Below are 26,456 nucleotides of genomic sequence, written 5' to 3' on the forward strand. Positions count from 1 at the left end.
GTGGCGCTGGAATATAGTTCCAATGGAAATCCTGCGTCAGATTAGATATTCTCAACCCTGGACATAATTTGCTTATAAGGAAGAGTATGGACGCAAAGCAAATTGCTTATGGAATTGTAGATGGTATGTCATCGATTCCTTCGGGCATATATCAGGGGGTTATAAGAACGTAGCAGGGTTGCGGCCTTGCCGGGAGCGATCTTAAGAACCGGAATCGAAGGGAAACAGAACGATTTATGCGGTTGGTTAAGGCCACTAAAGACAGGCATGAACCAATCCGACAACTGGTTACTATTTTGATTTTCGATTTTTATGCAAAGCTCGATAATGAGAGTAAGCAAGCTATTGATGGTAAGCTGGGTTATGGTGCTGGCAGGCTAGGGGGAAGGGTAGGTTCACAATTTATTCTGGCCCAGTTTATAGCTAAAAAAATTTTAACTCGTATTGTTATTGCTGAGACCTTTAAGCGGTTTGTGAGAGTTGGTTCGTCGCTATCGTTGAACCTTCTCATGATTCAAGGGTTAATCGAAGAGGCTTCACTCGCATCAAGACGGATGCAAAGCAGATTCCTAAAGACTTATTCTAAGGTTTCCCGACTGAATTTGGATATGGTCTATTTTCTTGTTGAGAAGCCACTTGAACCCTATCTGATGTACATCAACAGCCATACATTAATGTGTAAAGGTATACAGAATGAACTCTGCAAAATCATTTCTACTAAAATTCGGTAAGTTCATAGGTATACAAACTACTAATGTGGTTGAAGCTTTTTCCACGGGGATCTGCTCCTTCGCAGCATTTTTCTCGTTGTTTATATTTGGAGGCTGGCCATTAAAGATTGTTGGTTTTTTTGGTTTTTTCATACTGGCCTGGTTTATCGCTTATCTAATGGATAAGCTAAAAGGTGAAGCATGATTATTATGTCACATAATCTGTAAGTTATGATATTAAACGCTAAAGCCATGATACTAATCATGGCCTTTTTTATTGCGTACTTTCTCTTATCAAAACCAGCATATCTCAAGGATGTGCTCTATGGAGTAATTGCTGGTGATCCTTTAACCACTATGTGATCTGGCTGTGTGGTGAATACTGGAATGTAAGGTTAAAAAGAAGTAGAGCACAGCAAACCTGAAGGGTTGTTTGTGGTATATAAACGTTTTCGGATCGTTATGAAGCATACCAGGCACCTTACTCACACTGGGAAAAGTAGCAAGAGCACAGGCATCATAACAATTATCAAACCATTGGTGGCGGATGACTTTCGCTGTCGTCGATTTGCCGCAACAGAAAAAGAAAAAGGGTTGCGCTGGAACGTAACCCTTTAATTTTTTGCTGGTGGAATCTGAATGGATTTTTTATCTTTATGAATTTAAATGAAAATTATTAATCATAAAATTATTGGTATATATAAACATATACCAATTGCTTCTGTTAAATGGTTTTTTATGCAGGTGAGGGCGATGGCTTTGCATCTATCGTCAGATACGCTTTCAGACCTGAAGAGCGTTTTACGCCACGCGGATCCGAAAAGAAAGGGACACGGGGCTTTGGGGTGTCGTTCACTTTAATTGTCCAGACTGACCCGCCAATGAAATTGAACTCAATGGTTTTGTGATTGACAGACAGCACCTCGAAAGAGCCTGACGAATACTCATTGCCAACCTGCAAACTTTCAACAATACCCTGACTCAGGCTGATGAGAGTAACAGTAAGAAACTCTTCAAAGATCACATCATCCGTTGTGAAAAGAATATAGCTGTCATTGTCGACTTTAACGGAGGCTTCGAGTACCTGTCCTTTTATAGTAATACCCGTCGGTTTGTTATCGATCAATACTTCAGAAACGGCCTGCTGAAAAGCAGTCGCTTTACTTTTCTCAATAAGCTTTACCGAGAGAGTTTGTTCCATGACTATCTCCATACTGGAAAAATTAAATAATATGAAGTTGGATAAAAATCACAATAAGTCCAGGTAGCAAACAGCATGAAAAACCAAATGCAAAAGTATAGTAAAGCGGTTTGAGAGTATTTATCTTTTTTATATTTTGACTTTCATGTGCAAAATTATAAGCATTATCGCTCCTGTTTAAAAATAAGATTTTTTTGTTTTGTTTTAATCGCATGAAAAAATAGGCCATTAGAGGTGAACCTATATATCCCATATTGCAGTGCAACAAGTAAGGGGGGGGAAGTGTATGCTTTTGTTGGAAGTCTGAGATCAATTCCTTGTAGCGAGACCTGTTAATCAGATACAAAATAACACTTACTACTAAGCAAACTAAAGGAAGCATAATCAAGACCATCAGGACCGATTTCATTTCTCAAATTCCCATGTATTCATAGATAGTATCCATTACAGAATCACTCGCTTTAGCACCTACATATCATAGCCCGCAGCTATTGAGCCAACAGAAGCGCAGACTACCGCGCCGGTTCCTGCTGTGGCGATCCCTATTGCTGCGCATACACCTACACCTGCGAAAGAACCGGCTGCGCCAGCTCCCACACCCGTTAAGGTCGAAGCACCAAACTTACCATACTCTTTGAATGCGGTTCTTTTACATTCGCTCTCACGTCCTTTAACGCAGGCATTGAGTACGTCATTCGTGGTCCAGCAAAGGCAAACCCCATTCCTATGTAACCACCTGATTTCAAGAACTTTGCCGCTTTTGCTGCATTGCCTGCATAACTTGAATATCATGCCAGCCCCACTGTAGACCATTCATGTACCAGGGAGCGACTGGGTAGATTTTGATCTACTCCCAGTATCAGATACAACCTTCAGTTAGTAATATAGAATTATCGTGATTGCCTTTTGTTTGCTTTCTCAAATTTAATATCAACTATCATTATATTTTTTTCGGTTTTTAACGTTTTTATTATTGAGGGTTAGGTTGGATTGTTAATTTAAATGACTATTTTAGTTCTGTCATTTTTAATGAATTTTTTAAAAGCTAAATGATAAGTGGATATCTTTTCTTCGATCAGGTCAAACAAAGATGATAAGCAAAACTACTGGATAATGCAGTATTCAAGAGTTATTCTGCAGGCAGCTTAACATATAACTGAGGATAGAGAATGGAAGTTATCCCTGGCGATATACAGTCAAGGCTACAGCTAGCCATTTCTAAAGCGGCAGTGCTCTTACCCTCTGACGTAGGTCAACAGCTTCTTGCTATGGTCACCCCATCAGCATTAGCAACTATGGCGGGGGTCATCGTGGTTTGGGCTGGTGCGCACTTTTTTGGGATTGGTGAAATCGCTGATTTAGTGCTTCTCGTTGTAGGCTGGGTAGCAGTAGGGGGCGTAGCGCTTGAAGCGGCTAAGAAGTTGTTTGATTTTGCCACGAAGACTAACGCAGCTCGTAGCGAAGGAGATCTTGACGTTGCTGCTAAGGATTTAGCAGACGCGATCACTCTGATAGGCGTTAATACTGTCCTCGCACTTCTTTTGAAGAAGAAGCCTGGTGATACATTTAAGACTCCTTTCAGGGGAGTAAAAATGCCCAGATACAGCAGCGATATTGGAAGGAAAATGAACCTGCCTCGCAATGGAGGCTGGCGTTATGCTCCTAAGATAAAAATCACAAAGCATAGTGACGTCGTTCAGGGACGCACAAAACCCTGGGGGACGTAGAAGTAGGACGCAACTACTATCCTGGCGCAATGTCGAAAGATGACGCATATTTGCAGATGCTTTCAACTCTTTATCATGAACAGGTACACATGGCAATTGCGCCTAAGTTCTATTTATTTAGAGAACTTAGGGTTTTCATGAGACAAAGCGCATATAATAAATCATATATATTACGATACCTGGAAGAGTCACTTGCTGAAACTATTGGCTTATTAAGAGCCAGAGGATGAGTAGGGAATATATCATTGAAGGCTTCAAGTTCCCTCTTGGAAATACTTACGAAATTACCTATACATTATTGCGGCATGAAACCGCAGGTATTCTTTTGGGTCCAGTAGTGGTTGGAGGGTTGATGTATAATGTTTGGTATGGAGTTCAGCAATGATATCGCAAAATAAAGCTGTTGAAATTGCCAAAGAATATGCAAGGGAAACAGGTCATGGTTGGGACGAACGTTTTCATGAGGCTGTGAGAGCGTCTTTTGATGGCAAATCTGTTTGGGTTATTTCAACCTCAGATTTAAAATTTTCTGAAGATCTTCCATGGATGATGGAAAGTATGCCTAATCCAGTTAAATATTATATAGATGTCTCTAGTGGTGAATGTATTGCAGTAGGGGGAAGAGGCAGTGCGACTCTTCGATTAAATAAATAAATCAAAATGTTCATTATCGACTTTATAAAATATGAGAGTGTTTTCGCGAAAATTTAAATGCTTTGTATGCGGGCTTCAGCGGGATAAAAATATACAGAATTGTGAAGCCTGCTAACAGTGTTATCAAATAAGATACAAGGTTTTCTTGTGTACCGCTGCGAATGGTATAAATGAGTCCTGCGAGAAGGATAGCTATTAATATCATTGCAGCTATGAATCTTTTCTTTAACTGTGAAAGGAGCCAGGGATAAGGATAACCGTTTTTATCAGCATGCTGGCGTATCACAGAGACTTCTTTTGGTGTAAACCCCTCTTTTAAAAGCATTTCTTCGATTTGCTTTTTATTCATAATGAATGTTATTTATTTGTCTTACGATAGTCTGATTGTAACTCATAACCCAAGCTCTATACAAAACGGACCGGTATTGGTAAGGCTTCTGGTTTTTTAATTTTTAGCAATAGTTCTCTAATGCTAACATTTCCGCATTAAATATGTGCTTTTAAAATTACATGTAGCCAAAAAGCCTGGTAATTCTGAGGGAGGTAGTGCTGGCATATTTTGCTTTTTAGATTTTCGAAGGCGCTCTGCAAAGATATCAACGGGATTGAACTCAATCAGTTCCTTGGTAGCTATTGAACGAAAAATTTCATTTAGTCGCGAAATAATGCGCCTTAAGGTTTCAAGACCCCCCGCGCTGTTCGATTGGATCAAGCTGATGCTTCAAGAGTTTGGGCCGAATCTCTTTAATCGGAACATTATTCAATCCAGGGAAGACGTTACGTTCAAGGCTACGCCAGATATCAGCTACATGATCTTCTAAAATCACTGACGTTCTTTTCTTCTCTTCCAGCCACTTTCTTGCCACCACCTACAAGGTGTGTTCAGTGGACGCTTTTAATGCATTCGCTTTGTCGGTCTTATGCGTTTGCGGATCAATCTGCTGTGCGAGTAGGGCAAGGTACTGATCTCTGAGAGAGCTATCTTGCGCGAATATAAGGTAAGGGTAAGTACCCAAACTCATTTTCGTTCGTTTCTTAGTCACAGGAGCCGCATACCTGAAGTACCAGTTTTCATGACACCTTTCATGATCGGCGATATGCGCAAAAACAAGCTGTCATCATCAAAGAGGTTCACTTCCTTCTCGGCAGGCTTAGTGTTTTTGATTTGATTATTATTGAGTTTAGTGACGATTTTCGGCATGTTCGGCCCCTCAGATTTTGGACCCATGGGGCTGGGGCGAAAACAGGGTGTCATTTGGCGTGGATTCTAGCCACTCTCAGTGGACTGCTATGGACACAAAAAAACCCGCAAAGCTTTCACCTTGCGGGCTTTCAGGACTTCGATGATGGTTCTGGTAACCATCATCCAAGAATTTTGGTGGGCTGGCGGAATCTGAATAAAAACAATAAACTATTGTTTTTAGGGGGGTTTTATCTAATTCAGCTTTGTTCCGTGTACCTAAGCGTGTACCAATTATTTGATCTCATACTCCGGAATGGCTCATCAAGAGTAATGAATTCTCGGCACTAAATCCAAAATAAAATGATTTTAAGTAAAAGTGTTCACACTGTTCATATTTATTTTTTTATGATTATATTTCAGTTATTTAGATAGTGAATGGTTTGAGGCGTGATGCTTACTAGTGTGCACTTTTGGTGATCACCTTATTCAAGATGACAAAAAGCGACCTGGGCCACTACGTTTAATGTGAAGTTACTATGCGCTGCTATTGTTAATGGTCGGCAGTGTGCCAAAAGCGGAAATTGTTACAGCAGTTTTTCTTAGCCAATGGGCAGCAAGTCATGATTTACATGCTTCCTGTAGAAGACTGATGCAGCTCTTGGCAATATCAAAAGTTGGCGAGAGATAACGCTGGGGAGCCGGCCAACACTCGGCTACAGTTGCTACTCTGTTCATATTGACTAAGCGACACTATGAGAATTATTATGAGTGTACCTATAAACTCCACCGAAAAAACCCATGAAAAGTCTTGGCAAAATAGCTATAGGTTGGTGGAATACAAGTCTTTCGCCACATTCGAAAGAAAATAAATCTACCGAAGAACATAAGCAATACGTAGCGCTTATAATAATAAGATTATTAAATGAAAGAAAACTTGATGCTATATGTTTATGTGAAGTGTCGCAACTCGATGTTGAATTTATAAGCGAAGTTGTTGGAGGTGGCTTTAGTGTATATGATGGTGTATATCGCGAAGGCAAGAAGAAGTTTGATATATGCATAGTTTTTAGATCTGAAGTCTTTCAGTTGGCTGACTCGACTGTTATCAGTAAGCCACACCCAACGGGTAATAGAATTTATGCTGGGCAAAAGGTTGAGTTTGTAATAAATGAAACTCAAGAGCTGCTAACGTTATTTTTGGTTCATTGGTCTAGCCGGCTATACGATTATGAAGACTCGCCAAAGAAAGCTGAACTTGGCATGCTATTAAGAACAGCTGTCTCAGATTGCTTCGAACAAGCGGCAAATAGTAAAGTGATCGTTTTAGGAGATTTTAATGAAGAACCTTTTAATGAAAGTATCACCTATCATCTAGCCGCGACCCGAGACATAGCCTTAGTAAAAAGGAGACCTGGCCTACTTTACAATCCTTTTTGGCGGCATATGATTTATTCAAAAATGCACCCTAATTCAGATGCTTCTGGGGTGCATGGTGGCACCTACTATTATAAAAATGATAACTTTAGTAAGTGGAAAACATTCGACCAAATGATGTTTTCATCTGATTTCATATTAGGTAAAACGTGGCACTTAAACGAGGGCGAAACAGTTGTTTTTAGTGATCCTGAATTTCTTCAGTACATAAACAACTCAAGCTCAAAATTTGATCATTTACCAATAATTTCAGTGATTGAGAGGATTGATCGTGAACGACTTTAAAAGATTTTTATTGGCAGGTGTTGATGCCGCTAAAACCGCAGCATCAAACAAACAAGAAATTTATGATGTTATAAATGAAGTGGATAAGCAACTTGGTGAAATTTATGAATCTAAAGTACACTTCGGCATATGGGACTTAAATAGAGCGATAAAGCCAAAAACCAACAATATAATTGGAGCTGCTCTAGGTCAGCTTAGTTTGGAAAGGGAAAGTTATCAAGGTCTGACAATAAGCGATCATGAAAATAAAAATCCTATACCTCTGGCAGACTGGTATATGTCAGAGAGTGGTTATCCATGCAAAATAACTATAGATGGCAGAGAGTCATTTTGTTCTGACAAAAATGAGTTAGAAAATGAAATAGCAAATTTATTAAGTCATGTTAGAACAGGAAAGGCAATATTGAAAACGCTGGAGGGTTTTAATAAAGTTCTACCTAAAGAAGACTGATTTTTTATTTAAATCCATCAGCCCATATGTTATACAGCCTTCAGAGCAAATGTGGTCTAGGCAACCCTACGGAGAGATTACTAGCTGTTCGAGATTGCGAACATACACCTTAGTACATTCGATCTTAGCGAACCTTGGCTGACATTAATAATTGCATCAAATGCAAAAACCGGCCTAAGCCGGTTGGGGGGTTGAATAATCTACTTAGAGCAAGCTGGCAGCCAATCTGCCTCACTGTCCTCATGCAGCGTAAGGTTGGTCTGGATACCGTTATTTGTTCGGCGCTTAAGCAGTACGCGCTCATATTCTTTAAGGGTCTGCGGCACTGCCTGCCCAAAAGCCGTCAGGCTGAGCGGGTGCTGATGCCCCCGCGATTCCATAAATGATAGATACGCATGATAGAGATAGCGCTTTGGGTTTATCGGGCGAATGTTGGCGTTACCGATAAACAGTCCATTCGGCGTGCTGAGCGGCATCAGGTAGCCACAGAAATCGACCAGCGGATCGGCCTGTCGCTTAATCTCCAGCGCTTCGCCGGATGATTGCTGCGCTTGCAACAACTCGCGCGCTTCGTCAGGTGAAGCAAAGCGCTGCATCAGGTGACGAACGATGACGGCCAACTCGGTGCTGACTTTGTCCAGCAACTGCGGGTCACGCTCCTTTGCCGGTATCACTTCCGGGAACGTCAGGATTACCCGACGGCGCGACACGCCGCCGCTGCGATCGCTGAAGCGCATTGGGTTGTTATTCACTGCCAGAATCACCGCCGGGATGTGTGTGGAGTAGGCATCGCGATATTTCGGGTCGATTGCCACCGCATCGCCGCCGGTTATCGCCTTGATGCCCGCGCCGTCGCCGCTCCATTTCTCCTGGTCAGGAAGAATAATCAGCGAGAAACCCACCACGCTGGCGCGCTCGCGGGAGGATTCCAGCGTGTCGATGGTGGCTGACGTGGTGTTGTCTTTTCCGGCCAGCAGAGTGGCTATCGAGGCCATGACACTTTTACCGCTGCCGCCGGGGCCGGTGACTTCGAGAAACATCTGCCAGTCATAGCGGTTTGCCAGCACCATAAATAACGCCGCGAGAATACGCTCCTGCTTGTCGTGATTGTGTCCGGCAGCCCGCGTTAACCAGCGGTAAAAGTACGGTGCGTGGTCTGCGAGATTTTCGCCGGGACGCGGCGCGGAGTAGTCCACGCTGTTGACCGTGCGCAGCCAGTTTTCGCGGCGATGCGGGCCGAAGGTGCCTGTTGTGGTGTCATACACGCCGTTACGGAAACCAATCAGGCGGCGGGACGGTTCCCCCATCTGCGGCACCATCAGCTTGAGCGTATCGAGCACGCTGCCGATACCGGCGGCCGAGAACGGGGCGCGTACCTTCTGAAACAGCGCGGCGATTTCCCGGCGCAGCGTCTTCGCCTCCATCACCTGCCATGCGCCGTTCTCATAGCGGCAGATTTCCTCCCCGACCGGCGGCACGGCCAGCGCCTCCCCGTAGTGGGCGACCAGCAGCTCCGCTTTCTGGCTGGCGCTCATGGCCTTCAGGTCTGCCTCGCTGACGGATTCAAACGGGCTGAGTGGCTGCGGCTGCGTAAAGGCGGTGAGCTGCGCCAGCGTGGCGATATCGCCCTGCGCCTGCCACACGTCGTTCCAGTCACCCGTAACCGGCGGCAGTGCGGCTTTGCCGCTACAGGCTCTGGCCGCTTCCTCTGCCTTTAGCTGGCCGGTGCCGTTGTCGTCATGGTCGGCGGCAATCAGCATCAGCGCGCCGGGGTATGACTCACGCAGCCGCTTTGCCAGTGAGGGCAGGTTGTTGGCGCTCAGCGCCACGTAAACCGCCTGCCCGGTCAGGCGGTGCACGGTCAGGCCGGTAGCGTATCCTTCAGTGAGCCACAGCGTTTTGCCATCCGGCTCGCCTGCCAGCCAGTATGTGCCTTTCACCTGTCCGCCGGGCAGGGTGCGTTTGTCGCCTGCGGCGCTGATGAGCTGCACGTTAACAGCCGTGCCGTCTTCGCCGGTCAGCGGGATAAGCACATCCCCGGCGGCAAAGCTGACACCACCACAGCGCAGCGCCTCCCCAAGTGTGAGCGCCTGCGTGCCGTGCAGCCCTTTCGCTGAAAGGTAGGCGTTGTCCGTGCGGCTGAAGGCGGCGGCGATAAGCGCCTGCGCCCGTGCGGCGGCGTCTGACTGCGCGCGGCTTTTGTCTGCGGTGTCATCATGCATAACCGGGGCTGACTCCGGCAGCTTACCGAGCATTCCGGCCACCTTTATGGCGGCCTCTTTAGCGCTGATACTGAGCGCCTTTTCCACCAGGTTGAGGCCGTCACCGGCCCCGCACTGGTTACAGAGCCATGTTCCGCGCCCGTCCTGATTGTCGAAGCGGAAGCGGTCTTTGCCGCCGCACGCCGGGCAGGCGCCGTGTCGCCCCCCGGCGTGCACGCTGATGCCGAGGGCGGGCAGAAGCTGCGGCCAGAATCCGGTGGCCGCCTTTACGGTGTCAGAGACGATATGTTTCATATTCGCGTCCTCCCTCAGTGCAGCGTGATGCGGCTGGCGGCCGCAAGCTGGCTGCGGAAAAGCTCATCCATCATGGTGACGCCGAGCTGCGTCAGGCGCGGCGGCGCGGTCAGCAGGTCCGGCTCGACCATATCGCCCAGCATGGTGCAGGCCATCTCCATACCCGCATCGGTGCCGTGACGGCGGACATAGAAGCCCTCCAGCTCAAGGGCAATGGTCATCTGAAGCTCATCGAGCGTGGCGGAAACGGTGACGCCGAGGCTTTTGCAGGCATTCAGGTAGCCCTGCGCCAGCGCGCGGCGGTAAACGGCGGTGCGTACCTCAACGGGCAGGCAGGAGTGATTAGCGGTCATCATGGCGGGCCTCCGTGGCTAACATCCGGGATTCACAGGTTTCAACGACTTTACCGAGCTGGTCGGTAAGCAGGGCGACGACCGAGGCCAGCGCCGCGCCGTCCGGCACGCAGCCGCGCGCGCTCAGGCAGTTCACCGAGTCGAACATATCGAGCACGGTCACGCCGACCGTGTGCGCGTGCAGCAGGCGCAGGTAGTCAGCGTGGGGAATGGGGTAGGTGTCATGGTTATTCAGTTGCCGGGAAAGGGTATTAATGCCGCCACCGCCCTGACCGGCAGACGACCGGCAAAGGACAGAACGTAATCGCGGGCGAGGCTGGCGCGGGCGCTTCGCTCATCGCCTGCCACGGTACGCAGCATACAGGGGCGTGCGGCGGCATCGGTGCGGCGCACAGCGGCAAAAATAAAGGTGAATTCGGGGTGAGCGGCAGTAAGAACCGTAGCCATAAAGGCAATCTCCAGGGTTAGCTTTATAAAGCTACCACCGGAGTTCCTACGCTCATGGGTGGTAGCCCGGACGGGGGTAGGAATACCGGCAACCTTGGAAACCGGCCAGCCCGAAGGCTGCCCCGCCCGGGCCACCATTACGCAGACGGCGCAATGGCTCAAGAACCATTGCCCGGATAATGGGTGCACTGAGGCGAAGACACAAAAAAACACGCATGGCGCGTGTTGTGTCGCCAAGATTAAGCACGGGTTCCTACGCCCGGCTGCCGATTTTGCGGCAGCACAAAAACTGTATAACGGCCGCTCGCCAGAGAAAAGCCTTTTTTCACACATCGGGGCGTTTTCCTCAGCAATCGGTCAGGACGTGATCGGATTGCGGCGGATTTGATCGGAATTCCCCGCTCTCTTTCTTTGCCCGCTGCCTGGCAGGCTTCGCTTTTTTACCCATAACGGAGATGTGACCGTGCATTCCGCTGGTAGAGGCCGGTGCGGTAACTGGGCTGACGGCTGCCGTCAGGCTTTCTGCGACAAAGGCGGTTTTTTCACGGGTGAGCGGACAGGTTTTCGTGCCGGCATTCAGCGTAATCATGCTGTACCTCCGGCGCGCTGTGCGATGCGGGCCTGCATCCAGCCGTCAATTTCTGACGCCAGCCAGGCGACGTTTTTACCGCCGAGGGAAATCTGCGACGGGAACTGCTCCCGGCTGATTAAATCGTAAATGGTCGAACGTGACAGACCGCAGGTGCTGATGACTTCCGGCAGGCGCATAAAGCGGTCGCGCGGATAAATGGCATCGCGGATTACGGGAATGGCAGGGGCTGGTACGGGTGAAGCTGCGTGCATGGTGTTACCTCATTATGAGTCCGGCCGGTGCTGTCCGGTTCCGGTGGTGTCTTCAGGTAACCCCCTATTCTGGTTATATTTCTGGTGAAGTAAACAACCCCCTGATTGCTAAAAAATGAGCAAAAAGCACTTCTCTTACCTCCTGTTTGCCTTTGTTTGCCAACGTTTGCCAGCGTTTGCCTTTTAAGAGCTTTCAGCGATTAAAAAGCTTTTATTAATAGAATTAAAATCTGAAAAAGGCTCGCCAGAAAAAAGCTGTTATCTGAGGTTTTGTGAACACAAGTGAATACTCAGTGAAGACTTAATTTTAAAGTGTTCACTGTTTTAAGTGTTGTATTTATTACCTTTTTTATTTCAGTGAATACCAGTGAACAGTTATATGAGAAATATCATCAGTTAAGGGGCCATCCCGTACCGGTTGTGCCCTTGTCTGCTCATCGACAGGCGGAAAGCAATGAAATGCGCTGTCCTGTGGTAGACGACAGAATGGCCTCATCCTTTACAGACGATGAGAGACAGTCATGACCACCCCGGAACAGAAACCTGCATCACTGGAACGCTTCGAGAAAGCCCGCGCTGAACATACCGAAAGGATGAAAGCCTATAACGGCATCTGCGCCGATATAGCCCGCTGTGAAAAAGAACAGCAGGCAGCCATCGAGGCAGGGAAAGAAGCCGAGAGCAACTGGCGCACGCGCTTTCGCAACCTGCGAGGCAATCTTACTGACGAGCTGCGCACCGAACATTCTCAGCGCATCGCCAGCCGTGAACTGGCCGATGAGTTCGGCGGGCTGCTTAAGGAGTTGGCGCTGGATAAGCAGGAGGCGATGCTGAAATGCTGCGGCAGTGGTAAAGAGTATGTTGAATCGCACCGGGAGGCTTTTACCGGGTTCGCGGATGCGCACTGGCAGTCAGCCCTGCGTAACGTAAGTCCGTCGCTGCTGTGGGCCATTAAGCTGCGTCTCCGTCGCGAAGAGCTTTCCCCGACGTTTGCCGGAGACGACCGGGATAGTATTAAGGACGTAGCTTATCTGATCGGTGAAGCGCTGACGCGGGCGGCTGCTGCTCTGCCAGACAGCATACTAAATGAGGCTCCGCTGCTGGAGGATATTGGTCTGAATCGCCCGCCGCTGACGGGTATTGATATGGAGCTTTACCGCCATCCTATGCGTCGCCAGAAGCTGGCTGAATCAATCCGGGCGCAGCGTGCAAAGTTTCAGGAGGGCAACCAGAAATGATGCACTGCCCTTACTGCAAAAGTGCGGCACATACCAAATCGAGCCGCTATATGTCCGAACAGGTGAAAGAGCGTTATCACCAGTGCACTAACCTGGACTGCTCCTGTACTTTCAAGACGAATGAGAGCATTACAAAGGTGATCACCGCACCGCCACAGCCGGAAAAAGTACCAGAAGCGCCACCCGAACCGGCCAGGGAACGGCAGACGCTGGGCCGTTATGGTTCTGCATTCCGCCAGGTTCATTAATCCCGTACAGCCGCTGCCAGACCAGCGGTTTTTTTGTGTCTGTCGTTTGTCTTTCTGAAGCCCTTTTTCTGGCCAGCCGCTTTGTAAGGAGTGATGCATGCATAGCTTGCATGGATCTGCATGCAAAATCATGCACCGCTTTTCCCCGTTCAGGCCATACCGGGCGCGGCTCTAACCGCATCATGCATCTGCATGAAAAACGATGCATAAAGCGGGCAGGCGTGGCGGGGATAGCATTGCGCGCGTCTAAGAAAGTCCCCACAAATTTTCAAGACTTAATGTATCACTCTGCGGAGCTGTGTCTTCAGTAAGCCTTTCCATTTGAACAATCAATGGAGTGTGAAAGGCTGTTCCTGAGACTATGCAGGCTCCGGGAGGAAGTGTAGGAATTAATGATCTCGATGCTGCATCAAGAGTACTTAACGTATTTTTCAACAGAAAGAGATCATTCTCATTTACTAATCTATGTATGAAATAATTATGTAATTGAGATATGATTGTAGGTGATATATCAAAAGGGCGCTGACTGGAAATAGTTACAAAATAACCAAATTTCCTACCCTCTTTGATTATTTCTTCAAATAATTCCAGTCTGTAATCTTTCCAGCTTTCAGCCTCTCTTGTTGAACTTTCTGATAAAATGTTATGAGCTTCGTCAATAATTAAATGGAAGCTTTCACAATCATTGTCTGTTGATTTATGTTCTAAAAAAGAACACTTGGCAATCATCATGGGGATTGTTTTTTTTGTAGATTGATTGCAATTCTTTAACGATATAATGGAAAGTGGAAGCCTTTTTTTTTCTTGCGTTGTTACTTCAATCACCTTTGATAAGGATGGGCCTGTTGCTGTGATCTTGTTTATTAGTGGTGATATGTGTTCATATTGAACGTAGTTTTTAGATACGGAGTTTATTAGTTGTAAAGTTGAACGTATGAATATTTCATCAAAAACATTGCTTACTGCTATCGAGGTATTATAGGTGCAAGTCAATTGGGGCAATGCATCAGAGTGTTTGTTGATGAATCCATTTGGATGCTCGTATTTATTAGCGTTTGAATGCCAAGAAAAAAGAGCCAATTCATCGGCGATTCGCTTTTGTTCCCCTTCGCTGAAATAAGGAATTAAGCCTTTGAGTAAGTTAATGGTTTCCCTGTGTTGATTAGTTCCAAACATGAGGGATATAGTTCTTTTTAGATAAGTTTCAAGGTCGTTATCGTAATTACTCTTGTTTCTCACAAGATGGGTGAGGAATGGCTTTTGAGTTTTTTCAGTTGCTGAAAATAAAACCGATAACAACTCATCGTCCCAAAATTCACCTTCGGAAAAATGTAACTTATCTTGAGGGTTTTTAGTATTCAATTCTAATGTGCTGGTAATGTTTGGAAAGGTTTTAGCTAAAGTTCCATACTCGCCATTGAAGTCAATGACTGCAATTTTTGATTTTCGCTTAAAGTCGTCATTGTCCTTAATGAGAGTTAAAAGTGAATGATATAGTTTTGCCAAAGTATTTGATTTCCCACTGCCAGTATTACCAAAAATACCTATGTGCGAGTTAAATACACCATTGATAGGAATGCTAATTGGCAACTCTTCAAGAATAGACTTCCCTATATTAATTAGAGGTGTGTTTTTTCCTTTCCTGAAGTTGTAAATTTCAGAGATTTTTTCATCTGATATCAAATAAAGCTGGTCATTTATCATTGGAAGGAATTTAATGCCAGAATAGAACCGGTCTTCAAAAAAATAACCTAGTATGCTTAGCTCAATGAATCTGTCATATTTTTTTTGTTCTATCTCATCTTGTCGAACATTAAAGTTCTCAATGATTTCTTCACCGATTATTTTTCCGACTATATCCTGATAACCCTTGCGAATTAGGACGAACTCGTTGATAGTTATACCTCGAAGGATTCTACCATGATGAAAGTATGTTGATTGATACAAAGCATGATCAACTTTCGCGACAACCATCGTCCCTTTTACTTGAGTAACATAGCCAACATTCAATCCGTCCATGAAATCCAATCTCCATTGTCAGATGTAAAAATTCTATCTATGAAAGCATCGAAAGAAATGTTATGCGCATCATTTTTAGGGTAAATATATGATATTCTCGAATCATTAATTGTTTCATTTATGGAGCGTCGACTATCTTTACTGTAGCAAAATACAAAAACTTTCAATGTTGGATTGCTGAGAGAACGCTTGATTATTTCTAAAATATGCTCGTCTTGAAATGAAAAACCAAAGCAGATTAAAACAGTTTGTGGTTTTTCAAGTTCATAACTTAAAAGTCTAAGGCTTTGATAATAATGTTGCTGAAAAACAGTCTCAGAAAACTTTTCTTTTGTAGGGCTAACTATTGCTAACCTGTTATATTGAACTCTAAATTCAGAAAGGGTTTCAATATCTTTTTGACTAAGATCCAAGTAATCAGAAAGGTCTTCATCTGTATTGTTAAAACTCTTGGTAAAGTCCTTTATGGTTATATTGCACTCTAAATTTGTTTTTTCTGGCGCCATCTTGGGGTAAGCGATGTTAATTTTTTGCTCATTATTTTTATTCCAAGATACCGACCCATGCATTTTGATTATGTTGACTGTTGGAACCTCTTGTTTATATAAATCGTGAGTTCCTTGGTGCCAGTGCGATAAATGGAAGTTACTAATATTTAGGCTTCGCTCTCTAAACCCCAGAGCACCATCATTAAAATAAAAGCTTTTTTTGTTGAGCGCGATGTCAGCTGCTGTTTCAAAAAAGAGATCATAGTTTGTAGTGAAGATGTTTCCTCTTTTAATTTGATTCGAGCCTTTTCTTTCCAATAGAGAAACCAGTTCGTACAAAAATCTATTGTAATCTTGTAAGGTTTTAGAGAACTTCTTGGATATCGGTTCTGGCTCAATGCAAAATGTTTTATGAATAATGCTGTTGTAATAGGCGCTTAATATGTAGTTTTCTACATCAGTTTTACCTTTAACATCATCGTGTGAGAGTAAGGTTTCATATGTTGTGTCATCATCTAGCCATAAAGTAGGTATGTATGCAGCAGAGGCTCCTGAACCGAACAAAAAATTTATGTTTTTGTCATAAATATTTGAAGCTTTGCAAGGGAACTCTTTATCCATTAGCTTAACTCCTTATGCTTACTCACTTGTTTACCCCACCAATTCATTAAATCAATCCTCTGATCTAGATAAATTGATCGATTATAAGCCCTACGAACTTCATTTTTATCAGTGTGAGCTAATGCTGATTCTATTACGTCAGGATTTAAGCCAGCCTCATTCATTGCTGTACTTGCGATTGACCTTAATCCATGAGCTACGAGCTTACCTCCAAACCCAATACGTTTTAAAGCAGCATTAGCTGTCTGGCTATTCATAGCTCTTTTTGGATCATTCCTGCTCGGAAAGATATGTTCACGGTGAGCACTGATAGGTTCCATCACATCCAGAATTTCCAATGCCTGAGGCGATAAAGGTATGATGTGCTCACGTTTGGCCTTCATTCGTTTTGCCGGAATTGTCCAAATCTTTGCATCGCGATCAATCTCTGCCCACAGAGCACCAGAGGCCTCAGAAGGGCGTACCAGAGTCAGGAGTTGCCATTCAATAAGGCAGCGAGTCGTAACGGACAGATTCGACATTACCAAAGAACGCATTAACTTGGGTAATTCTTCTGGCCGCAGTGTCGGCATGTTTTGCTTTTTTGGTTTTTCAAAGGCCATGCCAACTCCTGATGCTGGATTAGCATCAATCAGGCCAGTGTTTACCGCATAAATCATGATTTCGTTGATACGCTGAACCAAGCGACGGACTGTTTCAAGCGCCCCGCGAGCTTTTATCGGCTCCAATGCCTCAACGATCGTTCTGGCCTTGAGTGCTTGAACAGGAATCTCACCAATGGAAGGGAAGATATCTTTCTCCAGCGATCGCCAAATATCCTTCGCATAATCTTCGGTAACGCTTTTGCTCTTAAGCTGGAACCACCTTCCGGCCACAACTGAAAAAATGCTATCCAGCTCAATTTGTCGTTGCTCTGATACTTCCTCTTGCTGTTTTTGCGGGTCGATCCCTTGCGCAAGTAGCGACAGATACTGGTCACGCATCTGGCGTGCTACAGCGAGCGTCAGGGCAGGGTAAGAGCCTAGGCTCAGATTTGTGCGGCTACTACTATTTGGTCGCTGGTAGCGAAAACGCCACAGCTTCTTACCTGATGTTTTGACGAGCAGGAAAAGTCCATCGCCATCATGCAGTGTGAAGTCTTTCTCTTGAGGCTTAGCTTTGAGGATTTCGTTATTGGTGAGTGGGCGTGTCATCCGCGCCATGACTGGTTTCCGTCCATAATTGGTACACGTTTTTAGTACACATTATAACGTGTACCAATTCGTGTACCAATTATCTCTGGATTCAGGCGGATCGCCTCGGAAGATTACAGACACAAAAAAGCCCGCAGGGCTTGTGCCGTGCGGGCTTTCAGGACTTCTGCGGATGGCACTGGAACCATCTTTGAAGAATTTTGGTGGAGCTGGCGGGAGTTGAACCCGCGTCCGAAATTACTACACCGTCGGCACTACATGCTTAGTCAGTTTTTACATTCGCCGGTTAGCTGCGAACAGACACGCCACTAACAGACTATCCTGATTGGATTTAACGCTTCAACCCCAGGCAAGGCATCCACGCGATCTCTTTTGGGTTTGACTTCTCTTGATCCCCGTCTTAAGAGCGGAAGCTAGGGAGAGAAGGCTAAAAGCAGGTTATTAAGCTGCTAAAGCGTAGTTTTCGTCGTTTGCGACTATTTTTTTGCGGCTTTTTACGAGGCAAACCGCCCCTCGGCATGCTCCTAAGGCTTCACAATCCCGTCGAGTCCAGAATCAGCCCCAGAACTTCAAATACTAGCAACAAAACAAATCAAAATCCAGTGCTTAACGCTTTGAATTCTTCATGATACGTGCTTTATCCAGTTTCCATTCACGGTCTTTGATATCGTCGCGCTTGTCGTGCTCTTTCTTACCGCGTGCAACACCAATCTTCAGTTTGCACCAGGCGTTTTTCCAGTACAGCGACAGCGCCACGATGGTGTAGCCTTCGCGGTTAACGCGGCCATACAGTGAATCAAGTTCACGTTGCTTCAGCAGCAGCTTTCGGCTGCGCGTCGGGTCACAGACCACATGGCTGGAGGCAACGGCTAAGGGTTGAAAGGTTGAACCGAACAGAAAGGCTTCGCCATCGCGCAGCAGAATATAGCTGTCGCTGATGTTGGCTTTACCGGCACGAAGTGACTTAACTTCCCATCCTTGTAACGACAATCCCGCTTCATACTCCTCTTCAATGAAGTACTCGTGGCGGGCGCGTTTGTTCATGGCAACAGTGGCAGAACCGGGTTTGTGTGCTTTTTTCTTTGTCATAGTGCGGCGTATTTTACATCACTTAGTCGGTTATCGCATCCCCAGTCCAGCGGGGCGGCAGGAAACGGGATATTCTAGCACACCCTCACTCGGGGACATTTTTGTTTAATCGCTGAAAATGCTATTATTCAGCGGTTTTGTGATGAACAGGAACCATTATGGCTCAGATTAGTCGTTCGGCGCTGGTCCCGTTTAGTGCCGGGCAGATGTACCAACTTGTAAATGATGTGGATGCCTATCCGCAATTCCTGCCGGGTTGCACCGGAAGCCGCGTGCTGGATGCGTCTGAGAATCAGATGACGGCGTCCGTGGATGTGTCGAAAGCGGGCATCAGCAAAACGTTTACCACCCGCAATACCCTGACGGATAACCAGAGCATCCATATGCAACTGGTTGATGGTCCGTTCCGCAAGCTGACTGGCGGCTGGAAGTTCGTCTCGCTGGGCGATGACGCCTGCAAGGTTGAGTTAAGCCTGGAGTTCGAATTTACCAATATGCTGGTAGAGATGGCCTTTGGGCGGATCTTCAAAGAGCTGGCCAACAGCATGGTGCAGGCTTTCACACAGCGCGCTAAAGAGGTTTACCGTGCCTGATATCTCCGTCGAGGTGGTCTATGCCTTGCCTGAAAAGCAGTATCAGCTCTATGTGAAAGTGGAGCAGGGCAGCACGATTGAACAGGCCATCCTCAAATCAGGACTACTTGAACTGCGTCGTGAGATTGACCTCGCCAGTAACAAGGTCGGCATCTACAGTCGGCCAGTGAAGCTGGATGATGTGGTGAATGAGGGCGATCGTATCGAAGTCTATCGTCCGCTGATTGCCGATCCTAAAGAGTTACGCCGGCAGCGCGCAGAACGAGCGGCAGAAAGCAAAAAATAAGCCCTTATCCCATCAGATACAGCGGATACCCGGCATAAAAAAAGGCGCTCAGTGCGCCTTTTTGCTGTCTGTTGTTTCTGACGGTCTTACGACAATCAGTCGTTGTTCTGTGACAGATTCTGCTTGTTGTCGATATTAGTCAGAACGCCATTACCATCAAAGGTCAGCGTCAGCGTCTGCTGTTTTACGCCCTCATGACCTGGCTCCTGACGGAAAACGTAATACCAGACGTTGCTGCCAAACGGATCTTTCATCATCGGCGTACCGAGCGTGTAAGCCACCTGCTGCTGTGTCATACCGGTATGAATCTTGGCCACATCGTTGGCAACCAGATAGTTCCCCTGGTTGATATCAGGACGATAGACCACGCGCTCTAAGGTGGAACATCCGGCGGTCATCATCAACATTACTACTGCCGCGGCAGTCAGCGTTTTACAGCGCATCTATACATTCCTTTTCCGGGGCCAAACGCCTTTTAAAGGCGGCTTTCTTGCCATCAAAATCTGAACTCTGCCTGCGGCAGGCTTTATTACTCTGGCGACATAAGTGCCGATGATAATAAACCTTTTCGCTGTTGGAAACCTCTACAGAGCAAGCATATGACCACGGAGGGTTAAAAAAGTGCGCTGCTATGCGGCTAAAAGTTCTTTTGCGTTGGCCAGGGTATTGCGTGTGACCTCGCTGCCGCCTAACAGTCGCGCCAGTTCCTGCAGACGCGCCCGCTTGTCCAGTGGCTGCATATGGGTTTCAGTCATTGCGCCATCGGTCTCTTTGCTGACGTAGAAGTGCTGATGACCACAACCGGCCACCTGTGGCAGGTGAGTCACACACATCACCTGGGTCGATTCACCCAGCTGACGCAGCAGTTTACCGACCACGGCAGCGGTCGGGCCGCTGATGCCGACATCCACTTCATCGAAAATCATCGCCGGTGTTTCCATTTTCTTCGCAGTAATCACCTGAATTGCCAGCGCGATACGCGACAGTTCACCACCGGAAGCCACTTTGCCCAGAGGCTGCAGTGGCTGGCCTGGGTTAGTGGTGACCTGGAAATCGACGCGGCTCGCGCCGTCTGCCGTGAGCTGATCCGGATTAAAGGTCAGCGCGATCTTGAACTGGCCGTGCGGCATAGAGAGCAGATGCATACTCTGGGTGATCAGCTGCTGCAGTTCGTCAGCAAAGTGGCTGCGCTGCTGATGCAGTTGCTCTGCGCTTTTCAGCGCAGCCTGATAATGTTCACCCACCAGTGACTGCAGGCTCTCCTGATCGCTTTCATGCTGTGAGAGCAGCTCCGCTTCTGCCAGCAATTGCTGATGCAGTTCGGGCAGGCCTTCCGGCGTAACGTGATGCTTACGGGCCAGCGCGATCTGACGTGAGATACGCTTTTCCAGCTCATACAGGCGGTTAGGGTCCATATCAAGGCTGTCACAGTAGTGACGCAGCTCATCGCTGGCTTCGGTCAACTGAATGGCGGCTTCTTCCAGCAGATTGTGAACGCCGTTCAGCTTCTCATCCAGTGAAGTCAGTTCAGAAATCATCTCACGCGCCGTGTAGAGCAGGCTGTTGAGATTCGTGTCATCGCTGTCTGCTAACAGCTGCAGTGCCTGCTGGCTGGTCGACAGCAGTTGTCCGCTGTTAGCCAGACGCTTGTACTCTTCATCGATCTGCTCATATTCACCCGGCTGCGGTGCGAAGTCGTTCAGCTCTTTCAGTTGATACTGCAACAGCTCGCGACGTGATTCGCGTTCCTGCGCCTGCTGCTGATGCAGCGCCAGGGTGCGGCAGCTCTGATTCCAGGTCTGATAGCTGGCGCGCATTTGCTGCAGCAGCTCGTCGTGACCGGCATAGGCATCCAGCAGATGTTTCTGATGATCAGGTTTAAGCAGAAGCTGATGGGCATGCTGACCGTGGATCTGGATCAGTAACTGGCCGAGGTCGCGCAGCTGAGAGAGCGGCACTGCTGTGCCATTGATAAAGCCACGGGAGCGTCCGTCAGCGCTGATCACCCGGCGCAGCAGGCACTCGTTGCCCTCATCCAGATGATTATCGACCAGCCAGCGCTGGGCAGAAGGGGAGGACTTAAGCTGGAAGCGGGCACAGAGGTCAGCCCGGCTGGCACCCTGACGCACCATGTCGGCATCAGCACGATCGCCCAGACACAATCCCAGCGCATCAATGGCGATAGACTTGCCGGCACCGGTCTCACCCGTGATAGCTGTCATGCCGCGTTGGAAATCAATGTCGAGCTCACGAACGATAGCGAAATTACTGATGGTCAGTTGGGCCAGCATAGGTTCACCTGTATGAATAAACACATATGGTTTTTCATACAGTATAAACTGGTTTTTTATCCAGTAAAGAGGCGAGGCCGGTTTTCAGAACAATTTTTTTGACCAGCCCAGTTTCGAACTCAGCGTATTGAAATAGCTGTAGTTTTTAGGATGGATCAAATCAAGATGACCGGCACTGCGGCGAATCAGTACATCCTCGCCCTCCTGGATGGGCAACGCAATCTGGCTGTCACAGCTGATCTCCAGGTCACTGCGACGTGAAGAAAAGCGTAAACGGATGGTACTGCTGCTGTTGATCACCAGTGGCCGCGCGGAAAGCGTATGCGGGAACATCGGCACCAGCACAATCGCCTCCAGTGACGGCGTCAGAATAGGGCCGCCCGCCGAGAGTGAGTAGGCTGTAGAGCCGGTGGGCGTGGAGATAATCAGCCCGTCTGAGCGTTGGGAAAAGGCGAACACTTCATCAATGTAAACTTCAAATTCGATCATGTGTGCCACTTTGCCAGGGTGCAGCACCACTTCATTGATGGCAGAGCCGATACGGGGCGAGCAGTCAGATTTGCACACCTGCGCTTCCAGCAGAAAGCGGCTCTCGACGAAATAGTTGCCCTGCAGCACCTCATCCAGCTGTTGCTGTGCGTTATCCGGATCGAGGTCAGTGAGAAAACCGAGATTACCGCGGTTAATGCCGATCACTTTGATGTCATAACGCGCCAGCACCCGCGCTGCGCCCAGCATATTGCCGTCACCACCCACCACGACGGCTAAATCAGCCTGCTGACCAATCTCCGCCAGCGTGCCCGTCTGTACGTCGTGAAGCGACAGCTCCTGGGCAATCTGCTTCTCAACGATCACCTGAAAACCTTTGGCCGTCAGCCAGCGCCAGAGCATCTCATGCGTGGTTAACGCAGTAGGATGGCGCGGATGACCCACAATCCCAATGCAGTTAAAGTGTTTGTTCATCTGGTCGGTGTTCCTTATAAGCCAAAACGGCAAGGCAATGTGATAGGTTCCCTTGAATCCGTCATACCAATCCCCATAATAAGCCAACCAGCGAAATGAATGTGCAAAACGCGGAGAAATTCATGAGTAGTAAAGAACAGAACACCCCAAACGAGCAAGTCTCAGACGAAATTCAGCAGGATCAGCAGCAACCTCAGGAAGCGGAGACAGCAGCAGAGGTGGATCCGCGTGATGAGCGTATTGCTCAGCTCGAAGCTGAATTAGCGCAGTCGCAAACCGGTGTGCGCGATGCCCAGCTGCGTGCGCAGGCTGAAGTTGAGAACATTCGTCGTCGTGCCGAAATGGACGTTGAGAAGGCGCATAAATTTGCGCTGGAGAAGTTTGCCAACGAACTGCTGCCAGTCATCGACAGCCTGGAACGTGCGCTGGAAGTGGCAAACAAAGAAGACCCGCAGCTGGCATCCATGATCGAAGGGATTGAGCTGACCCTGAAAGGCCTGTTGGGTGCCGTGCGTAAATTCGGTGTTGAAGTGGTAGGCGAAACGGGCGTGCCATTTAACCCGGAAGTGCATCAGGCAATGTCGATGATGGAGTCTGAAGAGTTTGAGCCTAACCATGTCATGCTGGTGATGCAGCGTGGCTATACGCTGAATGGTCGCCTGCTGCGTCCGGCGATGGTGGCGGTTTCTAAAGCTAAAAGCTGATTCAACGCCTGAATCCTGTCACACGGCCGCGCACTGACGCGGCCGTGTGCTTTCTGGCGTTAATCCGGTAAGACCGGCGTCCAGTCCACCGGTTTTTTACCGGCTGCGCTCAGCAGTTCATTGGTGGTCGAAAAGTGTTTGCTGCCGAAAAAGCCACGATGCGCGGAAAGCGGCGAGGGATGCGGTGCCTGCAACACATGATGGCGCTTGCGATCAATAATGCTGCCTTTCTTCTGGGCATGCGAACCCCACAGTAAAAAAATCACCCCTTCACAGTGCTGGTTAATCGCCTCAATCACATTATCCGTAAAGGTCTCCCAGCCGAATCGGGCATGAGAATGGGCTTTACCCGCTTCAACCGTTAACACTGTGTTGAGTAACATCACGCCCTGTTTTGCCCAGCTCTCAAGAAAGCCGTGGTTGGGCTTTTCAAAGCCGGGAATATCCTGTGCCAGCTCTTTATAGATATTCTGCAGTGAGGGCGGCACCTGAACGCCGGGCAGCACCGAAAAAGCCAGTCCATGCGCCTGATTCGGCCCGTGATAGGGATCCTGACCCAGGATCACAACGTTGACGTCGCCCAGTTCTGTCAGGCGAAAGGCGTTAAACACATCTTTCTGCGGCGGATAGACGGTTACACCCTCGGCGCGCCGATCGGCGACCTGCTTCAGCGTCTCAATAAAATAGGGTTTCTCTTTCTCTTCAGCCAGCACGTCGTGCCAGGTCAGCTTTTCAGCCATGTTCAACTCCCTTAACGTTAGTGCCGTAAGCTTAGCTGTTCCTGCTGTCGACCTGAAGGCAAAAATAATTTGAATAATACAAATTATTTTTTAATGGCAGCGGGTTTGAGATCAACGGGTTAGCGTTAAAGCCGCCTGAATGCCTGATTCGTATTGATACAGGTCAAAGAGGCCTGGAATAAAGAGTGCTATACCGGGGCCTCAAATTTGATGTATTCACGTTTTATTCGGGAGACGCAATGATGATCACGGGTATCCAGATCACGCAATCAAACAACTCACAGTTACTGAACTCATTCTGGCTGCTGGACGAAGAGAAAGCCCAGGCGCGTTGCCTGTGTGCAAAAGCGGGCTATGAAGAAGACCAGGTTGTCGCGCTCAGCGAACTGGGCGAATTTGCCTGGCGTGAAGTGCCGGTTGAAATTAAACCTCAGGTGCGGGTTGAAGGTGGACAGCATCTGAACGTCAACGTTCTGCGTCGTGAAACACTGGAAGATGCGGTTAAACATCCTGAGAACTATCCGCAGCTGACCATTCGTGTTTCCGGCTATGCCGTGCGTTTTAACTCACTGACACCAGAGCAGCAGCGCGACGTCATCACCCGTACCTTTACTGAAAGTCTTTAAGCAGTCTGATTAATCAGGTGATGAAAATAAGCGCAAAGCGCACACAGCAATCTTTAGCTTAATTATTAACGAGATAAGAAGTTTAACGTCCGGCATTGTTATGCTCGCGCCTTAAAGAAAACGCGCTGGCATGAAAAACAGTGTGAAAAGGTTATTACTGATTATCAGATAAAAAAATCGCCTCAATTGAGGCGATTTTTTTATGACGGCGATGATTTATTCCGCATTCTCGTTAGCTGGCGTACTGCCGCTTGCCTTGCGGCGTTTGCCGACATTTTTGGCATCACGATGACGGTTTTTCACCCGCGGTTTTTCAGTTTCGCTGGCTTTCTTCTCTGCACGTTTGGCCAGTACCTTTTTCGACGGTTTTCCCGTGGTTTTGGCACTTGGCGCACGCGTTTCCGGACGCAGCTCATCAATCACACGCGCTTTGATAGGCTCGTTAACATAGCGGGTGATTTTGCCCAGCAGGACGAAATCGTGCGCTTCAACCAGTGAGATGGCGATGCCTTTACGGCCCGCACGACCGGTACGCCCAATGCGGTGCAGGTAAGTATCTGCGGTGCGCGGCATGTCATAGTTAAAGACGTGACTGACATCCTCAACATCAATGCCACGTGCCGCGATATCGGTAGCAACCAGCACGTTAACGCGTCCTTCGCTCAGGCGCTTAATCGCTTCGTTACGTTTCGCCTGCACCATTTCGCCTTCAAGATAGCTGCTGCGAATCCCCGCTTCGTGCAGCCAGCTCACCAGCTCATGCAGACGCTCACGCTTACGCACGAACACGATGCAGCGCGTCACATCCGGCTGTTTCAGCAGGTGAATCAGTAATTTTGTCTTGTGCTGCAGATCATCAGCGCGGTAGTACCACTGCTGAATTTTTTTGCGCTCACGACGGCTCGGGTCCGCTTCCAGCTCTACCGGATCGTTCAGCAGACGCTCGGCGAAGTCGCGAATGTTGTCGCCTTCCAGCGTGGCGGAAAAGAGCATGGTCTGCTTACGCCAGCGCGTTTCAGCCGCGATGGTTTCGATATCCTGGGCAAAGCCCATATCAAGCATGCGGTCCGCTTCATCCAGTACCAGGGTTTCTACGGCGCGACAGTCAAAGTTCTCTTCTTTGATGTACTGCAGCAGTCGGCCGGTGGTGGCGACGACAATATCCTGGTTTTCGCTGAACACTTCGGCATGGTTCATGTAAGCCACGCCGCCCGTGATCGTGGCGATATCCAGATGGGTATGTTTCGCCAGTTCACGCGCATGATCGGCAACCTGCATCGCCAGTTCGCGTGTTGGGGTCACAATCAGGATGCGGGGTGGTCCGGATTTCTTGCGCGGAAAATCAAGCAGGTGCTGCAACGCCGGTAACAGATACGCGGCGGTTTTCCCGGTCCCTGTAGGTGCCGAACCCAGAACGTCACGACCCTCCAGTGCGGGCGGAATTGCAGCAGCCTGGATCACTGTTGGGCGCGTAAAGCCTTTTTCCTGCAACGCTTGTAGCAGGCTTTCGTCGAGTTCGAGTTCGGAAAATGTGGTTACTGTCATGGTCTACC

Annotated in this window: 28 protein-coding genes, 1 other RNA gene and 2 pseudogenes; 11 read left to right on the forward strand and 20 right to left on the reverse strand. The window is 47.9% G+C overall.

The window, feature by feature from the left end; translation table 11 throughout:
• Positions 1-236: 236 nt before the first annotated feature.
• Positions 237-731: a hypothetical protein gene (locus IAI47_RS04690; protein ID WP_008926745.1), complete on the forward strand. Its 495-nt coding sequence runs from the start codon at positions 237-239 to the stop codon at positions 729-731.
• Between the two features lie 715 nt (positions 732-1,446).
• Here IAI47_RS04690 and IAI47_RS04695 read toward each other — a convergent pair.
• Both IAI47_RS04695 and IAI47_RS21965 read right to left on the reverse strand, forming a co-directional pair.
• Positions 1,447-1,911, reverse strand: a complete 465-nt coding sequence (locus IAI47_RS04695; RefSeq protein ID WP_008926743.1) for a hypothetical protein — start codon at positions 1,909-1,911, stop codon at positions 1,447-1,449.
• Positions 1,912-2,323: 412 nt separating this feature from the next.
• Positions 2,324-2,753, reverse strand: a pseudogene (locus IAI47_RS21965) (hypothetical protein); the annotation flags it as partial.
• Between the two features lie 327 nt (positions 2,754-3,080).
• On the opposite strand from IAI47_RS21965, the gene IAI47_RS21970 reads away from it, so the two are divergent.
• Together IAI47_RS21970 and IAI47_RS04705 are read left to right on the forward strand one after the other, a co-directional pair.
• A complete protein-coding gene (locus tag IAI47_RS21970; RefSeq protein WP_255527145.1) occupies positions 3,081-3,638 on the forward strand; it encodes a hypothetical protein in 558 nt (185 codons plus the stop codon).
• A 381-nt stretch (positions 3,639-4,019) separates the two neighbouring features.
• Positions 4,020-4,292: a hypothetical protein gene (locus tag IAI47_RS04705; protein WP_008926740.1), complete on the forward strand. Its 273-nt coding sequence runs from the start codon at positions 4,020-4,022 to the stop codon at positions 4,290-4,292.
• A gap of 22 nt (positions 4,293-4,314) precedes the next feature.
• Here the strand turns inward: IAI47_RS04705 and IAI47_RS04710 are convergent, their stop codons facing one another.
• Together IAI47_RS04710 and IAI47_RS04715 are read right to left on the reverse strand one after the other, a co-directional pair.
• The gene (locus IAI47_RS04710; RefSeq protein ID WP_008926739.1) at positions 4,315-4,641 is read right to left on the reverse strand and encodes a hypothetical protein; all 327 of its coding nucleotides are present in this window, start codon (positions 4,639-4,641) and stop codon (positions 4,315-4,317) included.
• Positions 4,642-4,809: 168 nt separating this feature from the next.
• Positions 4,810-5,493 (reverse strand): annotated as a pseudogene (locus IAI47_RS04715) (integrase arm-type DNA-binding domain-containing protein); the annotation flags it as partial.
• Positions 5,494-6,273: 780 nt separating this feature from the next.
• Here IAI47_RS04715 and IAI47_RS04720 point away from each other — a divergent pair.
• Positions 6,274-7,194 carry an endonuclease/exonuclease/phosphatase family protein gene (locus IAI47_RS04720; RefSeq protein WP_187961175.1) on the forward strand — a complete coding sequence of 307 codons (921 nt, stop codon included), beginning with the start codon at positions 6,274-6,276 and terminating at the stop codon, positions 7,192-7,194.
• Complete coding sequence (locus IAI47_RS04725; RefSeq protein ID WP_008926736.1) at positions 7,181-7,645, forward strand: hypothetical protein; 465 nt, start codon at positions 7,181-7,183, stop codon at positions 7,643-7,645. Before IAI47_RS04720 ends, IAI47_RS04725 begins: the two co-directional genes overlap by 14 nt.
• Before the next feature lie 200 nt (positions 7,646-7,845).
• Here IAI47_RS04725 and IAI47_RS04730 read toward each other — a convergent pair whose 3' ends face one another.
• Genes IAI47_RS04730 through IAI47_RS04755 form a run of 6 tightly spaced genes read right to left on the reverse strand, consistent with a single transcriptional unit; the run spans position 7,846 to position 11,804 of the window.
• Complete coding sequence (locus IAI47_RS04730; protein ID WP_008926735.1) at positions 7,846-10,161, reverse strand: primase-helicase zinc-binding domain-containing protein; 2,316 nt, start codon at positions 10,159-10,161, stop codon at positions 7,846-7,848.
• Between the two features lie 14 nt (positions 10,162-10,175).
• Positions 10,176-10,517 (reverse strand): DUF5375 family protein, encoded by a 342-nt coding sequence (locus tag IAI47_RS04735; RefSeq protein ID WP_008926734.1) that lies wholly within the window; start codon positions 10,515-10,517, stop codon positions 10,176-10,178.
• Complete coding sequence (locus IAI47_RS04740; protein ID WP_008926733.1) at positions 10,504-10,770, reverse strand: hypothetical protein; 267 nt, start codon at positions 10,768-10,770, stop codon at positions 10,504-10,506. Before IAI47_RS04740 ends, IAI47_RS04735 begins: the two co-directional genes overlap by 14 nt.
• Positions 10,746-11,294, reverse strand: a complete 549-nt coding sequence (locus tag IAI47_RS04745; protein ID WP_187961176.1) for a host cell division inhibitor Icd-like protein — start codon at positions 11,292-11,294, stop codon at positions 10,746-10,748. The genes IAI47_RS04740 and IAI47_RS04745 overlap by 25 nt, the downstream gene beginning before the upstream one ends.
• A gap of 13 nt (positions 11,295-11,307) precedes the next feature.
• Positions 11,308-11,550 carry a hypothetical protein gene (locus IAI47_RS04750; RefSeq protein ID WP_008926731.1) on the reverse strand — a complete coding sequence of 81 codons (243 nt, stop codon included), beginning with the start codon at positions 11,548-11,550 and terminating at the stop codon, positions 11,308-11,310.
• Positions 11,547-11,804, reverse strand: a complete 258-nt coding sequence (locus IAI47_RS04755; RefSeq protein WP_008926730.1) for an AlpA family transcriptional regulator — start codon at positions 11,802-11,804, stop codon at positions 11,547-11,549. The genes IAI47_RS04750 and IAI47_RS04755 overlap by 4 nt, the downstream gene beginning before the upstream one ends.
• A gap of 521 nt (positions 11,805-12,325) precedes the next feature.
• Between IAI47_RS04755 and IAI47_RS04760 the strand changes: the two genes are divergently transcribed.
• A complete protein-coding gene (locus IAI47_RS04760; RefSeq protein ID WP_008926729.1) occupies positions 12,326-13,042 on the forward strand; it encodes a hypothetical protein in 717 nt (238 codons plus the stop codon).
• A complete protein-coding gene (locus IAI47_RS04765) occupies positions 13,039-13,290 on the forward strand; it encodes an ogr/Delta-like zinc finger family protein (RefSeq protein ID WP_008926728.1) in 252 nt (83 codons plus the stop codon). Before IAI47_RS04760 ends, IAI47_RS04765 begins: the two co-directional genes overlap by 4 nt.
• Before the next feature lie 246 nt (positions 13,291-13,536).
• Here IAI47_RS04765 and IAI47_RS04770 read toward each other — a convergent pair whose 3' ends face one another.
• The 5 genes from IAI47_RS04770 to smpB all read right to left on the reverse strand — a co-directional run bounded on the left by IAI47_RS04770 (position 13,537) and on the right by smpB (position 18,700).
• Positions 13,537-15,309: an ATP-binding protein gene (locus IAI47_RS04770; protein WP_008926727.1), complete on the reverse strand. Its 1,773-nt coding sequence runs from the start codon at positions 15,307-15,309 to the stop codon at positions 13,537-13,539.
• A complete protein-coding gene (locus tag IAI47_RS04775) occupies positions 15,297-16,418 on the reverse strand; it encodes an SIR2 family protein (protein ID WP_008926726.1) in 1,122 nt (373 codons plus the stop codon). The genes IAI47_RS04770 and IAI47_RS04775 overlap by 13 nt, the downstream gene beginning before the upstream one ends.
• Complete coding sequence (locus IAI47_RS04780) at positions 16,418-17,620, reverse strand: integrase domain-containing protein (protein ID WP_008926725.1); 1,203 nt, start codon at positions 17,618-17,620, stop codon at positions 16,418-16,420. Before IAI47_RS04780 ends, IAI47_RS04775 begins: the two co-directional genes overlap by 1 nt.
• Positions 17,621-17,812: 192 nt before the next feature.
• Positions 17,813-18,174: a transfer-messenger RNA gene (gene ssrA / locus IAI47_RS04785) on the reverse strand.
• 43 nt (positions 18,175-18,217) lie between these two features.
• Positions 18,218-18,700: an SsrA-binding protein SmpB gene (gene smpB / locus IAI47_RS04790; protein WP_003848573.1), complete on the reverse strand. Its 483-nt coding sequence runs from the start codon at positions 18,698-18,700 to the stop codon at positions 18,218-18,220.
• Between the two features lie 158 nt (positions 18,701-18,858).
• Here smpB and IAI47_RS04795 point away from each other — a divergent pair, with 158 nt between their 5' ends.
• Together IAI47_RS04795 and IAI47_RS04800 are read left to right on the forward strand one after the other, a co-directional pair.
• Positions 18,859-19,293, forward strand: a complete 435-nt coding sequence (locus tag IAI47_RS04795) for a type II toxin-antitoxin system RatA family toxin (RefSeq protein ID WP_008926724.1) — start codon at positions 18,859-18,861, stop codon at positions 19,291-19,293.
• A complete protein-coding gene (locus IAI47_RS04800; protein WP_008926723.1) occupies positions 19,286-19,579 on the forward strand; it encodes an RnfH family protein in 294 nt (97 codons plus the stop codon). The genes IAI47_RS04795 and IAI47_RS04800 overlap by 8 nt, the downstream gene beginning before the upstream one ends.
• A 95-nt stretch (positions 19,580-19,674) precedes the next feature.
• Here IAI47_RS04800 and bamE read toward each other — a convergent pair whose 3' ends face one another.
• The 3 genes from bamE to nadK form a co-directional block, all read right to left on the reverse strand.
• Positions 19,675-20,022 carry an outer membrane protein assembly factor BamE gene (gene bamE, locus IAI47_RS04805; RefSeq protein ID WP_003848578.1) on the reverse strand — a complete coding sequence of 116 codons (348 nt, stop codon included), beginning with the start codon at positions 20,020-20,022 and terminating at the stop codon, positions 19,675-19,677.
• A 186-nt stretch (positions 20,023-20,208) separates the two neighbouring features.
• Positions 20,209-21,870, reverse strand: coding sequence for a DNA repair protein RecN (gene recN / locus IAI47_RS04810; RefSeq protein WP_008926722.1), 1,662 nt, complete (start codon positions 21,868-21,870; stop codon positions 20,209-20,211).
• A gap of 84 nt (positions 21,871-21,954) precedes the next feature.
• Positions 21,955-22,833 carry an NAD(+) kinase gene (nadK, locus tag IAI47_RS04815; protein ID WP_008926721.1) on the reverse strand — a complete coding sequence of 293 codons (879 nt, stop codon included), beginning with the start codon at positions 22,831-22,833 and terminating at the stop codon, positions 21,955-21,957.
• Between the two features lie 122 nt (positions 22,834-22,955).
• On the opposite strand from nadK, the gene grpE reads away from it, so the two are divergent.
• Complete coding sequence (grpE, locus tag IAI47_RS04820) at positions 22,956-23,537, forward strand: nucleotide exchange factor GrpE (RefSeq protein WP_003848585.1); 582 nt, start codon at positions 22,956-22,958, stop codon at positions 23,535-23,537.
• Positions 23,538-23,596: 59 nt separating this feature from the next.
• Here the strand turns inward: grpE and ung are convergent, their stop codons facing one another.
• A complete protein-coding gene (gene ung / locus IAI47_RS04825) occupies positions 23,597-24,277 on the reverse strand; it encodes a uracil-DNA glycosylase (RefSeq protein ID WP_003848587.1) in 681 nt (226 codons plus the stop codon).
• 242 nt (positions 24,278-24,519) lie between these two features.
• On the opposite strand from ung, the gene grcA reads away from it, so the two are divergent.
• The gene (grcA, locus tag IAI47_RS04830; protein WP_008926720.1) at positions 24,520-24,903 is read left to right on the forward strand and encodes an autonomous glycyl radical cofactor GrcA; all 384 of its coding nucleotides are present in this window, start codon (positions 24,520-24,522) and stop codon (positions 24,901-24,903) included.
• Positions 24,904-25,119: 216 nt separating this feature from the next.
• On the opposite strand, the gene srmB is transcribed toward grcA, so the two are convergent.
• Positions 25,120-26,448 carry an ATP-dependent RNA helicase SrmB gene (gene srmB, locus IAI47_RS04835; protein WP_003848590.1) on the reverse strand — a complete coding sequence of 443 codons (1,329 nt, stop codon included), beginning with the start codon at positions 26,446-26,448 and terminating at the stop codon, positions 25,120-25,122.
• Positions 26,449-26,456 lie beyond the last annotated feature (8 nt).

The sequence above is a fragment of the Pantoea sp. MT58 genome, from assembly GCF_014495885.1.
In the GTDB taxonomy this organism is placed as follows: domain Bacteria; phylum Pseudomonadota; class Gammaproteobacteria; order Enterobacterales; family Enterobacteriaceae; genus Pantoea; species Pantoea eucalypti.